Below are 13,040 nucleotides of genomic sequence, written 5' to 3' on the forward strand. Positions count from 1 at the left end.
TGCGGCCGCCGCGGCCCGGTGGACGGCGAAGGCGCCCCCGTCCCGGATCTCTCCGGGGCGGGGGCGCCTTGGTGTCGGCCGCGCGGGGCGGGGCCGTTCAGAAGCGCTCCAGAACGCCCTTGAGCAGGGCGGCGGAGGCCAGCTCGCGGGGGGCGGGGCCGGCGTGGAAGAAGCCGGTGTTCGCGCCGTCCAGCTTGCGCAGGAAGTCGAAGGCCTTGCTCTCGTGGTCGCCGAACGCGACGAACTGCCAGTGGACCTCGGGCGCCGCCTCGGCCGCGTCCGCGAGCGCCTGCTTCGCGGGCTGGCGGCTGTCGGGGGCGCCGTCCGTCTGGAACACGACGAGGGCCGGGCCCGCGCCGCCGTCCTCGCGGTACCGCTTCAGGACCTGCTCCACGGCGACGTGGTAGCTGGTGCGGCCCATGCGGCCCAGCTCGCCGTTGCGGGCCTCCGCCCAGGAGGCGTCGTGGGTGTCGAGGGTGAGGTCGGCGGTGCCGTCCACCTCCGTGGAGAAGAAGACGGTGTGCACGGTCGCCTCGGTGTCGAGGTGCGCGGCGAGCGCCAGCGCGTGGTCGGCGAGGTGCTGGGCGCTGCCGTCCTTGTAGAACGGGCGCATGGAGCCGGAGCGGTCCAGGACCAGGTACACCTTGGCGCGCGCTCCGGTACGGCCCTTGGCGCGGAGCACCTGCCCGGCGGCCTTGTAGGCGGCGGCCACCTCGGGGGCCCGCTTGCGCACGACGGCGGCCGCGACGGCGGGCCCCTCGGCGGCGGGCTCGGCCGCGAGGCCGGGTTCCCCCGCAGCCTCGGGCTCCGGGGCGGCCTCGGCTTCGGCAGCGGCCGCCGCCGGCTCGGCCTCCGCGGGCGCGGCCTCGGGCTCCGCCTCGGCGGCGGGCGCGGGCTCGGCGTCCGCAACGGGGGCGGTCTCGGCGGCGGGTGCGTGCTCGGGCTGGGCCTCGACCATGGTGTCCGCCTCGGCGGCCTCGGCGGCCGGGGCGGCTTCGGCAGGGGCGGGCTCCGGCTCCGCCTCGGCGGCGGCGGGTGCGGTCTCGGGCTCCGCTTCCGCGTCCGGAGCGGCTTCGGCGGCGTGGGCTTCGCCGTCGGCCTCGTCGGCAGGTGCCTCGGCCGAGGGCGCAGCCTCTGCCTCGGCGACCGGCTCCGGCTCCGCCTCGGCGGCGGCTTCGGCGGCGGCGGGTGCGGGCTCGGGCTCCGCTTCCGCGTCCGGAGCGGCTTCGGCGGCCGGGGCGGACTCGGCCGTAGCGGCGGGGGCTTCGGCGGCTGCGGGCGCGGGCTCCGCCTCGGTGGCCGCCTGCGGCTCCGGGGCGTCGGCCCCGGCGGCCGGCTCCGCGGCTTCGGCCTCCGGCTGCGCGGGGGCGGCGTCCGAGGCGGCGGGATCCGCCGCTTCGGCGGCCGGGGCGGCCGCGGCTTCGGCGGCCGGTGCGGGCTCCGCGGGAGCGGCAGCGGTGTCGGACTGCGGCGGCTGCGACGGGGAGAGGGGGCGGCGGGCCTCGGGGACGGTCGGGTCCGCGGCCGTCGCGGTCAGTACGGTGGCGCCCGCTTCGCGGTCGCGCGGCGCGGACTGCGGCGGGACAGTGGGGTTGTCGAAGGACGCCGCGACGAGCTCGGCCGCCGCGTCCAGCGGGTGGCGGTCCGCCTGGTTCGGCACGGCAGGCGAAGAGGTGGTCGAGGTGGCCTCGGTCGTCTCCGGAACCGGCTCGGCGGACCGTCCGAAAACCTTGCGCAACAAGCTCCGAATACCCATGGGCCAGGCCTTTCGCATGAGTGCGTGCGTCGTTTGTCCGTGCTGCGCGGTTGATCCCTGCCCAGAGCGGACACGTAAGGTTATCGGCCCCTCGGCTGGAACGTCGGCAGGGTCACCCTTCGTGGCGCCCGGCCCGTTCCGTCCGTTTTCGGCCTTCTCCCACATCTCCCGTTTGTTCCGGCCCCCGCAGGGAATTGCCCCCGCGGACCGCGCTGACCGGCACCGTATCGCGTCCCTCCGTTTCACTGAAGCGGCACCGTACGAACCGAATTGGGCGTTTTTGCGTCAGGTGTCGGGTGGCTGTCACCCGCAGCCGGATATGGCCGAAAGACGGAGGCCGAGCCCCGGCCCGCCCGCTCCGGCCGTGAACTCCCGCTCCGACGCGCCCGGTTCACCGCGTGTTCATCCGGCGGCCGCCGTACCGGTGCGGGCCCGCCCTAGCGTCACGGCTGGATCCGGCCGGCCTTCCCGTCGGCCCGTGCAGCTACGGAGGATTTCTCGTGCGCAAGCTCCTGCCGCTCATCGGCACCCCGCACGGGGGCGGCCGTTCCGCCCTCACCTGCCGCTACCGCTGTGGGGACGCCTGCTTCCACGAGGTTCCCAACACGAGCGGCAACGATTACGTCGGCGACGTCATAGCCCGCGCCTACTCGCGCCGTTCCATGCTGCGCACCGCCGCCGTCGTCACGGTCGCCACGGCCGCGGGCACCGCGACGGCGGTCGGCGGCAGCGCGTCCCCCGCGAGCGCCGCCCCCGTGGCGGATGCGCTCGCCGCCGACGGCGGCGCCGACGCCGCGGGAGCCCGCGGCCTGCGCTTCACGCCCGTCGCACCGAACACGCACGACCGGGTCACCGTCCCCGCCGGCTACGAGCAGAACGTCGTCATCCGCTGGGGCGACCCCATCGTCAAGGGCGCCCCCGGCTTCCACCCGGACCGGCAGAGCGCCGCCGCCCAGGCGGGCCAGTTCGGCTACAACAACGACTTCCTCGCCCTGCTCCCGCTCGGCAGCGGCTACGAGCGCCAACAGCTCCTCGTCGCCAACCACGAGTACACCGACGAGCAGCTGATGTTCCGCGGCTACGACCCGGAGAACCCGACCCGCGAGCAGGTCGAGATCGCGTGGGCCGCGCACGGCCTCGGCGTGGTCGTCGTCCAGGAAGACCACCGCAGCGGCCGGCTGACCGCCGTGAACCGCCACCCGCTCAACCGCCGCCTCACCGCGACCAGCGAGTTCCGCCTCTCCGGACCCGTGGCCGGCAGCGACCTGGTGAAGACCTCCGCCGACCCTTCCGGCACCAGGGTCCTCGGCACGCTGAACAACTGCTCCGGCGGCACCACCCCATGGGGTACGACCCTGCACGGCGAGGAGAACTTCAACCAGTACTTCGCCAACGCCGGCCAGGTCACCGACCCCGTCCAGGCGGCCCGCCTCAAGCGCTACGGCCTGACCGGCGGTGCGTCGGAGCGCAAGTGGGAGCGGTTCGACAAGCGCTTCGACGTGCTCCGGGAGCCCAACGAGCCGAACCGCTTCGGGTACGTCGTCGAGCTCGACCCGTACGACCCGCACTCGGTGCCGCGCAAGCGCACCGCCCTGGGCCGCTTCAAGCACGAGGGCGCGCAGCCCCGGCTGACCGAGGACGGCCGCCCGGTCGTCTACAGCGGCGACGACGAGCGCTTCGACTACTTCTACAAGTTCGTCTCCTCGAAGCGGATGAAGAAGGGCGACTCGCGGGCGGCGAAGGAGCACAACCTGACCCTGCTCGACGAGGGCACCCTCTACGTGGCCAAGCTGACCGGCGACTCCCCGGCCGCGGAGGTCGACGGCACCGGCAGGCTGCCGGCTGACGGCGCCTTCGACGGGTCCGGCACCTGGATCAAGCTGGCCACCGCCTCGCCGTCGGGGAACGTCTCGCACGTCGAGGGCATGACCGCGGAGGAGGTGTTCGTCTTCACGCGGCAGGCCGCCGACAAGGCCGGCGCCACCAAGATGGACCGGCCCGAGGACATCGAGCCCTCGCCGCGCACCGGGCGCGTGTACGTCGCGCTGACCAACAACTCCGACCGCGGCAAGGCCGGCAAGCCGGGTGCGGACGAGGCCAACCCCCGCAACGTCAACAAGCACGGCCAGATACTGGAACTCGCCGAGAACTTCGACGACCCGGCGGGCGACGGGTTCGCCTGGCGGCTGTTCCTGGTCGCCGGAGACCCGAACGACCCCTCGACGTACTTCGCGGGCTTCCCGAAGGACAAGGTCAGCCCGATCTCGTGCCCGGACAACGTGGCCTTCGACCCGCACGGCAACCTGTGGATCTCCACGGACGGCAACCAGCTCGGCTCCCATGACGGGCTGTTCGGCGTCGCGACGGCCGGGCCGCGCCGCGGCGAGCTGAAGCAGTTCCTGACCGTGCCGCGCGGCGCCGAGACCTGCGGCCCACTGGTACAGGACAAGCGGGTCCTCGTCGCGGTACAGCACCCGGGCGAGGTCGACGGTGCGTCCGTGGAGAAGCCGGCCTCGGCGTGGCCCGACGGGCCCGGGAAGCTGGTCCGCCCCGCCGTGGTGGCCGTGTGGCGCAAGGACGGCAGGAACATCGGCGTCTGATCCGGCCGGCTCGGCCGGACGGGTGGTCCGCGGGCGGCGGGGTGTGTTTCACGTGAAACACACCCCGGACGCCGTCGTCGGTCACTCGCCGGTCAACCGCCCGACGGGCAGCCGGAGCGTGGTCACCGCGCCCCCGTCGGCCGCATTGGAGAACGCGATGCCGATCCCCAGGACGGCCGCCTGCCCGACGGCGATGGTCAGTCCCAGCCCGTGCCCCCTTCCGCGGCCCGGGTCACCCGTGCGGAACCGCTGCGGCCCGTGCTCGATGAGCTGGTCCGGGTAACCGGGTCCGTGGTCCCGTACGGTCACGACCGGCCCCTTTACGCTCACCTCGATCGGCGGCGCCCCGTGCTTGCCGGCGTTGACGAGCAGGTTCGCCAGGATCCGGTCCAGGCGCCGCCGGTCGGTGACCACCTCCGCGTCCCGCACGACGCGGACCGAGGCGTCCAACCGGGTCGCGGCGACGGCCCGGCGCACCGCGTGGCCCAGCTCGATGCGGGCCAGATCGGCGTGTTCGACGCCCGAGTCCAGGCGGGAGACCTCCAGCAGGTCCTCGGTGAGCCGGTGCAGCGCGTTCAGCCGGTCCTTGATCATCTCCTTGGGGCGGCCCTCGGGCAGCAGGGAGGCCGCGGCGATCGAGCCGGTCAGCGGGGTGCGCAGGTCGTGGGCGACGTCCGCGGTGAACCGCCGCTCCGCCTCCAGCCGGTCCTGCAGCGACTGCGCCATCGAGTTCAGCGCCTGGGCGACGTCCCGGACCTCGTCGCGGTGGCGGGGCCGCTGCTCCGCCCCGTCCTCCCGGGCGGTCGGGAAGTCGACGCGGGCGTCCAGGTCGCCGGCGCTGATCCGGCGGGCGACGGCCGCGGTGGCCGTCAGCCGCCGGCTGATCCGGTCGGCGAGGAACAGGCCCGCCAAGGCCACCACGCCGGCGGCCACCGCCGAGGCGGCGAGGATCGCGGTGTCCAGGTCGCGCAGCCGGGAGCGCGTGCCGCCGTACGGGACCCAGACCGCGAGGGCCTTGCCGTCGGCGGGCCCGGCGGCCCACATGACGGGCTTCCCGGCGTGCGCGCCGACCATGCTGCCCGTCCTGCCGCGGGCCACGAGCGTGCGCAGCGGCGGGGGCAGGCCGGGCGGGTCCAGGGCCACGTTCACGTCGCCGTGCGAGGTGCCGTACTGGTACAGGACGAGCGCGTGGTCCAGGGCCAGCTCGGCCTCCTTGCGGACCTCGCCGACGACCTGCCGGGCGACCACGTCGTGCACGAGGATCCCGAGCACGGCGGCGACCGCGCAGCACACCGCGGTGGTGGTCAGGGCGATCTTCCAGCGCAGGCTGCCCGCCCTCCGCATGCCGGCCCCGCCCCTCAGCCCCGGACCGCCGCGCACGGGACGGAGCCGGTCTTCAGCGTGGGGCACTCGTCGAGGGTCAGCTCGGAGAGGTTCATGACCCCCGCGTCCGGGTCCCACACGTAGTCGGAGACGGACACCTTCTCGGGATCGGAGGTGGGCTCGCGGACCGCCAGGTGCTCGGCCGCCACCTCGACGCCCTCCAGGACGCCGCGCCGGGACAGGATCCGGGTGATCGAGCCGTCGTCGCGGACGGTGTAGACGCGCAGTTCGCTGACCCGGCCGTCGACGTCCAGGGCGGTGATCAGCTCGTCGCGTCCGTCGCCGGTCACGTCGTGCAGCACGGGCGGCCGCACCGGGCAGAACGGTCCGCCGTCCACAGCCTGTGTGCAGAGCGCGAGCCGCTGCACGGCCCGCGGGTCGACCAGACGGCCGGTGCCGCCGTCCTGCCGGGCGGCGGCGGTGATGTCGGCCCGCACGATGTCCAGCGCGTCCACGGACCGGATGTCCAGGCCGGCGGCCTTGGGCAGGCCGGGGACGACGGCCGCGGCGCCGGGCTGCCCTCCGGGGTCGGGCGGGTCCGGGTGGATGTCCTCCCACAGGGTCTGCGGGGCGTGGACGGTGCCCAGGTCGCCGTCGTCCCGCAGCCCCTCCACGTCGGCGCAGCCCGCCGCGGCCGCCGGGGCGGCGGCGAGCAGCAGGACGGCCGCGGCGCCTCGGCGCCCGCCGCGGTGCCGGGGAAGGGGCCTCATGTCCCGATGCTCCCCCGCCCCGGGCCCGGCGGCCCGGCATCAGGCCCGTTCGGGGGAGGCGAAGCCGTGCGCGGCGGCCACCTCGTGGCGCACCGGCGCCAGGACGGACTCCTCGTCCCAGGAGCGCTCCGGGGGCGGCTCCAGCCGGTCCGGGGTCCGCGCGGTCCGTACGCCCGCGGCCAGGGTGCGCAGGTCGGCGCTGAGCGCCTCCACCTCGTCCTGCCCGGGCGGCGGGGCCCCGTGGTTGACGCGGACCCGGGCGGCGGTGGTGGCGTCCACGACCCGCTCCACGGCGACGACGAGCGGCCACCACGCCGCCGCCCGCGTCCCGGCCGGCGGCGGCTCGGTCAGTGCCCGCTGGAACTCGCTGCGCACGCCCGACAGGTCGCGGTAGATGCGCCGCCGGGCCTGGAGGCGGGCGGTCCGCGCGGCCCGCAGCCCCGTCTCCGTGGCAGGGCGCGGCCCGAAGGCGCGCTCCACGTACCGGGCGGCGTCGTCGACCGCGTCGGCGAGCCGGTCCCCGATCCGGCTGCGCCAGCTCTCCGGCCACAGCAGGTATCCGGCGACCAGGGCGATGGCGCAGCCGATCAGGCTGTCCACCAGGCGCGGCCGGATCAGGTCGAAGCCCTGGTGGTTCAGCAGGTCCGACAGCAGCAGGATCACCGGGGTGATCGCCGCGGTCTGGAAGGCGTACCCCTTCGCCGAGAACGCCGGGATGAGCGCGGCGAGCACCGCCATGACGGGCACGTCCCACCAGCCGCGGGGCACCTCGGCGAGGACCGCGGCGGCGACGACGAGCCCGCCCGCGGTGCCCACGGCGCGCAGCACGGCCCGCGAGAACACCGAGCCGAAGTCCGGTTTGAGGACGAACGTGACGGTCAGCGCCACCCAGTACGAGCGCTCGACGGGCACGAGCGAGACCAGCGACTGGGCGATCCCGATGCACAGGGCGAGCCGCAGCCCGTACCGCCAGGAGGCCGGGGACAGCGCCATGTCGCGCACGGCGCGCCGGGCCCGGACCGTCAGCGCTGCGGGCCGGCCCAGCTTGTCGTCGACGCTGTGCGGGAGGGGATCGGCGAGGTGGACGACCGGCGCCGCGTGGCGCAGCGCCGCGTCCAGGGCCCGTTCCGCGCGGGTGGCCGGCGCGGGCAGGTCCAGGACGGGGGTGCCGGTGCGGCCCTCCTCGACGGCCCGCGCCAGTTCCCGTACGGCCGCCGGGTAGGCGGGCGGCAGGGGACGGCCGCGCAGGTGGGCGGCGGGCGCCGCCTCGACCAGCGGGACCACGACGTTCAGTTGCGCGAGCATCCGCACCAGGGCGGGGCTGCGGCCGTGGACGCGGGCGCGGCGGCCCAGTACCAGGTCGTACGCCTGGTTGAGGGTCTGGGTGAGCCGGCGGCGGCGCTCGTCGTAGTCGGGCCCGCCGGCCGCCTCCAGGGCGTCGGCGAGCGCCCGGTACGTGGCGGCGACGGCGGCCCGCTCCGGTTGGCGCCCGCGCAGCGGCCAGCCCAGCAGGGTGAGCGCGAGGACGAACAGGCCGCCGGCGGCCAGCAGCAGCGGGGCCGCCCACCACGGCCGCGGCAGCGGAAGGCCGGCCCCGACGACGGCGTTGAGCAGGAGCAGCAGCCCGGACACGGACGCCACCGTGCCGATCGAGGAGATCATTCCGGAGACGAGGGCGATCAGGGTCAGGGCACCGACGGCGACCCAGCCGTGGCCGAAGACCAGCGTGCCCAGGGTGACGCCGACCGCGCCGAAGAACTGCGGCACGGCGATGTTGAGGACGCGCATCCGGTAGGCGTCCGCGGTGTCGCCGATGACGCCGCTGAGGGCACCCATCGACACCAGCGCCCCGTATTCGGGCTCGTCGAGCGCGAAGCCGGCGGCGAGCGGCGCGGACAGGGCGACGGCGGCGCGGGCCACGGCGGCCCAGGGGATCGGGGCGGCCTCCGGCCGCAGCCCGGAGAGCAGCCACGCCGGGGGCGCCGGCGGGTGCGGCCGGGCCCGGCGCCCGGACGGTATGCGGTGTGCGCGGTCGCTGCGCTCCCTGTGCTCGGTGCTCATGTCCGCTTCGGTGCCCCCGCCGCTCGCGAGTCGTCTGCCGGTCTCGGATCTGCCGTGGTGCCGCGCCCCGGTTGTGCATCCTCTGGGGCGTTCTGCGCAGTTGGTACCTTCCGAGCTTATGGGGTGCCCGGTTCACGGCGTGCGGCGCACCCGGCCCGACAGCCACGCGGCCAGTGCGGCCGCGAGCCCGACAGCCAGGACCACCCAGGCGGTGGTGCGCAGGAACGCGGTCAGCGCGTCGTAGACCGCGCCCGCGGCCGCCCGGTCGATGTCCGGCGGCAGGTCGTCCAGGGTGATCCGGCGGCCCACGGCGACGGCGATCCACAGCAGGCCGGCCCCGAGCGCGAGCCCCAGGCCGGTCGCGGCCACGGCCCGCCGGCGCCGGACGGCGACCGCGATGGCCGCCGCGGCCAGGACGACGGTCAGTGCGGGAAGCCAGACGCCGGCGATCTGCAGCATGCGGAAGCCCTTCCGGAGCGCGCCCAGGTTGTCGTACTCCATGACCTTCACCGACACCCGGGTCTCCGGGATGAGCTCCGCCAGCGGCACGCCGTCCGTGACGAGCTCCTGCCGGATCCGGGCGACGACCGGTGCCAGGTCGATGGTGACGGCGTTGCCCTGGCCCGTGGTCAGGGCCTCCAGGAAGGCCGCGTGCGCGGCGCGGTTGGCCGCGTCCCAGGCGGTCCGGTAGGCGGGGGTGCCGGCGAAGGAGCCGACGGCCTCGCGCAACAGCGCCTCGATCCCGCCCTGGAAGGGCCCGGCGTCGATCTGCCCGGACAGGGCGCGCGCCGTCTGCGAGACCACGACCCCCTGCACGGCCGGGTCCGAGGCCAGCGGCGACATCGCGGCGGCGTAGCGGTCGGCGTCGCCCAGCTCGCGGTCGGCCCAGTAGCCCACCGCGCTCGCCGGCACGAGGAGGGTCACGAGCGCGATGAGGACCGCCGAGATGAAGGTGCGCACGTCACCAGGGAACGCACCGGGCGGGCGGGCCGCGAGCGGGGCTGCTGCGGTCGGGTGGCGACCCGTGGGTTCCGGGTGTCCCCTTGCCCGCTGGATCCTGGACATCTAATGTCCGGGTTATGAGGATGGGTGAGGGCGTCGAGTGGGCGCTGCACAGCTGCATCAACCTGGCCTGGCTCGGGCCGGAGCGGGCGGTGCCGGCGGCGCGCCTGGCCGCCTGGCACGATCTTCCGCCCGCGTACCTGAACAAGCAGCTCCAGGCGCTCGCGCGGGCGGGCCTCCTCGTCTCCACGCCGGGGGCGCGGGGCGGCTTCCGGCTGGCCCGACCGCTTGCCGAGATCACCCTCATGGACGTGGTCGCGGCGGTCGAGGGGCCCGAGGAGGCCTTCCGCTGCACCGAGATCCGCCGCAGGGGGCCGGGCGGCGGCGGCCCGCCCGCCGGCGGCGGCCCCGAGTGCGCCATCGCCCGCGGCATGGCCCGCGCCGAACTGGCCTGGCGGCACTCCCTCGCCGGGCAGACCCTCGACGACATCCGCAGGGAGGCCGAGCGGCAGGCCCCGCAGGCCCCCGAACGGCTGCGGGCCTGGTTCACCGGCCCGGCCCGCACGACGGCGCCCCGCCCGGCACAGGACGGCCCCGCGCAGGCAGAACCGACCACACCATCCGACCCCACGGAATCCGGAGCCCGGCCATGACGCGCAGCATCCACAACCCCGCGGAACTCCACGACCCGACCGGCTTCGGCTACAGCCACGTCGTCGCCGCCCCGGGCGAGCAGGTCTTCGTGGCCGGCCAGTACGGCTCCGACGAGACGGGGCACGTCGTGTCCGACGACTTCGAGGAGCAGGTGGCCAGGGCCTTCGCCAACCTGCGCACCGCACTGGCGGCCGTGGGCCTGGGCCCCGGCGACGTCGTCCGCATCGGCACCTACATCGTCGACCACGACCAGCGGAAGCTGGAGGTGCTGCTGAAGCACCTGCACGACACCTGGGGGAGCGGTCTGCCCGCCCAGACCCTGATCGGGGTCGCCTCGCTGGCCCTGCCCGGGATGCTCTTCGAGATCGACGCCGTGGCGGTCCGCCCCCGTTGATCCACTTGCCGGGCGCAGGTGCCGGGTGTGCCCTGGATGGGGGAAGAGAGGAGCCCTGTCATGGCACACGCGGCACCCGCCACCCAGCGGCACCACCGGCGGTCGGCGTCCCATCACCTCAGCCCGGGCATGCTGGCCGGACCCCTGCTCCTCGGGCTCGTCTACGGCATCTACGCGGCCTTCATGAACCGCCAGACGGGCCCCGTCACGGTGGCGAACGTCTTCTACGGCATCCTGTGCGGCGCCCTGTTCGCGGCGATCATGTTCACCCTCGCCCGTGTCGGCCCCCGCATGGCCAAGGAGGCCCGCGCCGCGGCGTACGCGGCGTTCGGCGGCATCGCCGTGGGCTACCTGTACAGCATGACCGGCGACTCCTTCCTGCGCTCCGCCTGGGTCGGCCTCGCCACCGGCATCGGTGTCGGTGTGGTGGCGTACTACCGGTACTACCAGCGCGAGAGCTGACCGCCCGCGGCGGGCGCCGGCTCCCGCACCCCTGCGGAGGGGTGCGGGAGCCGGCGTGTGTGCGTCAGTCGCGGGCCGCTGCCCGCGCCGTGGCCGCGGTCTCGCGCGGCGCCGCCGCCTCGGGAACGGACGGCGTCGCCGACGGCGCGGCCTCGGTGTCCTCCGGTGCTGCCCGACGGGCCGCGGGCGCCGGTCCCGGCGGGGGCGAGAAGCGGGCGGCCTCGGCGCGGATCAGGGCATTCAGTGCGGCGAAGGGGTCGATGGGCATGGCGAAGACCTCACGGTGCTGGAGAGTGGGGGGGCGCTGCTGCTCGGCCCGCTCAGCAGCGCAGCACCACGCTCCGCACCGCCCGCCCGGACGGCGCCGGGGCGGCTGTCTCGCGCCGTACGGCGACCTCGCGCCGGCCGGAGTGTTCCACGTGAAACATCGGCGGTTGCGCCAACTGCCGCACTCCGGCCGCTCCGCGGGCCGGTTGCCGGACGGCCCGGGCCTCCGGCTCGGCCGAGGGGTCGCCCTCGCGTTCCGCGGGAGTACCGGGCTCGCCCGGCAGCGCGGAGGCGTACCGGGCGGCTTCCTCCCCGCAGACCGCTGACGCGGCGGCGGGGGACGCGGCCAGCAGGCACATCAGGGCGAGACAGGCCGCTGCAAGGGCCCTTGTCACCGCCGTCCGCGCCCGCCGTGTTCCGGTCATGCCGGGGGTGTGCCCCGACACGCCGGAGAACCCGCCGCCCAGCCCGGGGAAAGCCCCCGACCGGCGGACGAAGACACCCCCTGTCGGCCGACAGGGGGTGTCTTCGTCCGCCCTGCCCCGGCCGGTGCAGAACCCCGCGTCAGCCTGCGCGCCGGTGCCCCGTCAGCCGCGCAACGGCCGTGGTCTCCCCGCTCACCAGCCGTAGTTGGGCCCGGCCGGGCCGCTGACCGCGCCGGCTCACCCCGGCGGGCGAGACCGCGTCGACGGTGAACACGGCGGTACGGCCGTCCTCGCGCACGACCTCGACGGTCAGGCCCCGCCGCAGCTCGGCCAGGCGCAGGTCCGGCGCGGAGACCACGGACACTCCGGCCGCACCCGGCGCCGGAGTCCCGTCCTCCCAGTACGCCTCCTGCGACTCCGCTCCCGCCTCGGCGACGCCTTCTGACCGCCCGTCCGCGCCCGGCGGCCCGGCCTCGGCGGCGCGGAAGGGCAGGTCCGCACCCAGGGCCGGGACGAGCAGCCGCCTCGGTGGCGAAGGCCGCAGCGGGGTGATGGCGGAGGCCCGGGACGGCCGCGACCCCTTGCCCGAGGTCCGCTGCCCGGCGTGCTCCAGCTGCTCGACGAGCCGGCGGTGCCCCGACAGGCCGAGCGCCCGCGATGGCAGTGCGTCGGCCGAGGTGGGCGCGGGCCGCGCCCCCTCGGTGCTGCGCAACAGCCCTATGCCGGTCCCCAGCAGAGCCACCGTCAGCACGCCGACCACCCACTTGGCGCGGGCCATGGAATTCCTCCCGGTCCGATGCACCGGCTCCGGCAGCCGGTCCCACAGAGAGCAGTGGAACCCCTGGTCGTCCACCGCCACTGCGGACAACGGCGCCGGTTGACGGTGCGTCACTCCCGGACCGCAGCCGTCCCGTCCGCATCGGCGCAGCTCGGGCCCGGTGCGGCGGACCGAGCGCGCCTCCGCGCACGTACCCCCGAACGGGCGAGGGGCCGCGGCGCCGTCCACGCCCCGGCCCGGTGCGTCACACCACCACGAAAGCGACCGCCGCCGCCCCCATCAGGGCGGCGGCGAGGTGCACCGCTCCGTGTCCGTAGTCCCCGTACCACAGCTGCCGGGCCAGGCCGCCGAGGGCGGCGAGGGCGGCGATCACACCGATCTGGGCGAGCAGCGTCACCGCCGTGAACGGGGCCAGCAGCAGGACGACGGAATTCAGCCAGAGCGGGCCGGTGCCCGTCCAGCCGCGCCATCGGCGGATCGCCGTCTGCCTGTGCATGGCCACCGGCTCCCTCGGTCGTCGACTCGTCAGCTGCACAGCCTCCTTGCAG

12 protein-coding genes and 1 pseudogene are annotated in these 13,040 nt (G+C 75.7%); 4 read left to right on the forward strand and 9 right to left on the reverse strand.

The window, feature by feature from the left end; genetic code table 11:
* Window positions 1-97: 97 nt before the first annotated feature.
* Window positions 98-1,741, reverse strand: a complete 1,644-nt coding sequence (locus EF903_RS00985) for a VWA domain-containing protein (RefSeq protein ID WP_312845874.1) — start codon at window positions 1,739-1,741, stop codon at window positions 98-100.
* Between the two features lie 515 nt (window positions 1,742-2,256).
* Here EF903_RS00985 and EF903_RS00990 point away from each other — a divergent pair.
* A complete protein-coding gene (locus EF903_RS00990; RefSeq protein ID WP_125540681.1) occupies window positions 2,257-4,356 on the forward strand; it encodes a PhoX family phosphatase in 2,100 nt (699 codons plus the stop codon).
* Window positions 4,357-4,437: 81 nt separating this feature from the next.
* Here the strand turns inward: EF903_RS00990 and EF903_RS00995 are convergent, their stop codons facing one another.
* The 4 genes from EF903_RS00995 to EF903_RS01010 all read right to left on the reverse strand — a co-directional run bounded on the left by EF903_RS00995 (window position 4,438) and on the right by EF903_RS01010 (window position 9,470).
* Window positions 4,438-5,700 (reverse strand): HAMP domain-containing sensor histidine kinase, encoded by a 1,263-nt coding sequence (locus EF903_RS00995; RefSeq protein WP_125540682.1) that lies wholly within the window; start codon window positions 5,698-5,700, stop codon window positions 4,438-4,440.
* Between the two features lie 14 nt (window positions 5,701-5,714).
* The gene (locus tag EF903_RS01000) at window positions 5,715-6,449 is read right to left on the reverse strand and encodes a hypothetical protein (protein ID WP_260614688.1); all 735 of its coding nucleotides are present in this window, start codon (window positions 6,447-6,449) and stop codon (window positions 5,715-5,717) included.
* Window positions 6,450-6,488: 39 nt separating this feature from the next.
* Window positions 6,489-8,510, reverse strand: a complete 2,022-nt coding sequence (locus tag EF903_RS01005) for an FUSC family protein (protein WP_125540683.1) — start codon at window positions 8,508-8,510, stop codon at window positions 6,489-6,491.
* A gap of 132 nt (window positions 8,511-8,642) precedes the next feature.
* The gene (locus EF903_RS01010) at window positions 8,643-9,470 is read right to left on the reverse strand and encodes a hypothetical protein (protein ID WP_125540684.1); all 828 of its coding nucleotides are present in this window, start codon (window positions 9,468-9,470) and stop codon (window positions 8,643-8,645) included.
* Between the two features lie 125 nt (window positions 9,471-9,595).
* Between EF903_RS01010 and EF903_RS01015 the strand changes: the two are divergent.
* The 3 genes and pseudogenes from EF903_RS01015 to EF903_RS01025 form a co-directional block, all read left to right on the forward strand.
* Window positions 9,596-10,057 (forward strand): annotated as a pseudogene (locus EF903_RS01015) (RrF2 family transcriptional regulator); the annotation flags it as partial.
* A gap of 104 nt (window positions 10,058-10,161) precedes the next feature.
* Complete coding sequence (locus EF903_RS01020; protein WP_125540686.1) at window positions 10,162-10,560, forward strand: RidA family protein; 399 nt, start codon at window positions 10,162-10,164, stop codon at window positions 10,558-10,560.
* Between the two features lie 60 nt (window positions 10,561-10,620).
* Entirely contained in the window at window positions 10,621-11,022 is a 402-nt protein-coding gene (locus EF903_RS01025) for a hypothetical protein (RefSeq protein ID WP_125540687.1), read from the forward strand.
* A 64-nt stretch (window positions 11,023-11,086) separates the two neighbouring features.
* Here the strand turns inward: EF903_RS01025 and EF903_RS01030 are convergent, their stop codons facing one another.
* The 4 genes from EF903_RS01030 to EF903_RS01045 form a co-directional block, all read right to left on the reverse strand.
* A complete protein-coding gene (locus EF903_RS01030; RefSeq protein ID WP_125540688.1) occupies window positions 11,087-11,290 on the reverse strand; it encodes a hypothetical protein in 204 nt (67 codons plus the stop codon).
* 52 nt (window positions 11,291-11,342) lie between these two features.
* The gene (locus EF903_RS01035; protein WP_125540689.1) at window positions 11,343-11,714 is read right to left on the reverse strand and encodes a hypothetical protein; all 372 of its coding nucleotides are present in this window, start codon (window positions 11,712-11,714) and stop codon (window positions 11,343-11,345) included.
* A 139-nt stretch (window positions 11,715-11,853) separates the two neighbouring features.
* Window positions 11,854-12,492: a class F sortase gene (locus tag EF903_RS01040; RefSeq protein WP_125540690.1), complete on the reverse strand. Its 639-nt coding sequence runs from the start codon at window positions 12,490-12,492 to the stop codon at window positions 11,854-11,856.
* A 244-nt stretch (window positions 12,493-12,736) separates the two neighbouring features.
* Window positions 12,737-12,988, reverse strand: coding sequence for a hypothetical protein (locus EF903_RS01045; protein WP_125540691.1), 252 nt, complete (start codon window positions 12,986-12,988; stop codon window positions 12,737-12,739).
* Window positions 12,989-13,040 lie beyond the last annotated feature (52 nt).

The organism is Streptomyces sp. WAC05292, from assembly GCF_003949955.1.
GTDB classification, from domain to species: Bacteria; Actinomycetota; Actinomycetes; order Streptomycetales; family Streptomycetaceae; genus Streptomyces; species Streptomyces globosus.

What these genes read in the sequence shown, in the direction of transcription:
- EF903_RS00995 (WP_125540682.1), bottom strand. Translation starts at nt 5,700, where the DNA reads ATGCGGAGGGCGGGCAGCCTGCGCTGGAAGATCGCCCTGACCACCACC.
- EF903_RS01000 (WP_260614688.1), bottom strand. Translation starts at nt 6,449, where the DNA reads ATGAGGCCCCTTCCCCGGCACCGCGGCGGGCGCCGAGGCGCCGCGGCC.
- EF903_RS01005 (WP_125540683.1), bottom strand. Translation starts at nt 8,510, where the DNA reads ATGAGCACCGAGCACAGGGAGCGCAGCGACCGCGCACACCGCATACCG.
- EF903_RS01020 (WP_125540686.1), top strand. Translation starts at nt 10,162, where the DNA reads ATGACGCGCAGCATCCACAACCCCGCGGAACTCCACGACCCGACCGGC.
- EF903_RS01025 (WP_125540687.1), top strand. Translation starts at nt 10,621, where the DNA reads ATGGCACACGCGGCACCCGCCACCCAGCGGCACCACCGGCGGTCGGCG.
- EF903_RS01030 (WP_125540688.1), bottom strand. Translation starts at nt 11,290, where the DNA reads ATGCCCATCGACCCCTTCGCCGCACTGAATGCCCTGATCCGCGCCGAG.
- EF903_RS01035 (WP_125540689.1), bottom strand. Translation starts at nt 11,714, where the DNA reads ATGACCGGAACACGGCGGGCGCGGACGGCGGTGACAAGGGCCCTTGCA.
- EF903_RS01040 (WP_125540690.1), bottom strand. Translation starts at nt 12,492, where the DNA reads ATGGCCCGCGCCAAGTGGGTGGTCGGCGTGCTGACGGTGGCTCTGCTG.
- EF903_RS01045 (WP_125540691.1), bottom strand. Translation starts at nt 12,988, where the DNA reads ATGCACAGGCAGACGGCGATCCGCCGATGGCGCGGCTGGACGGGCACC.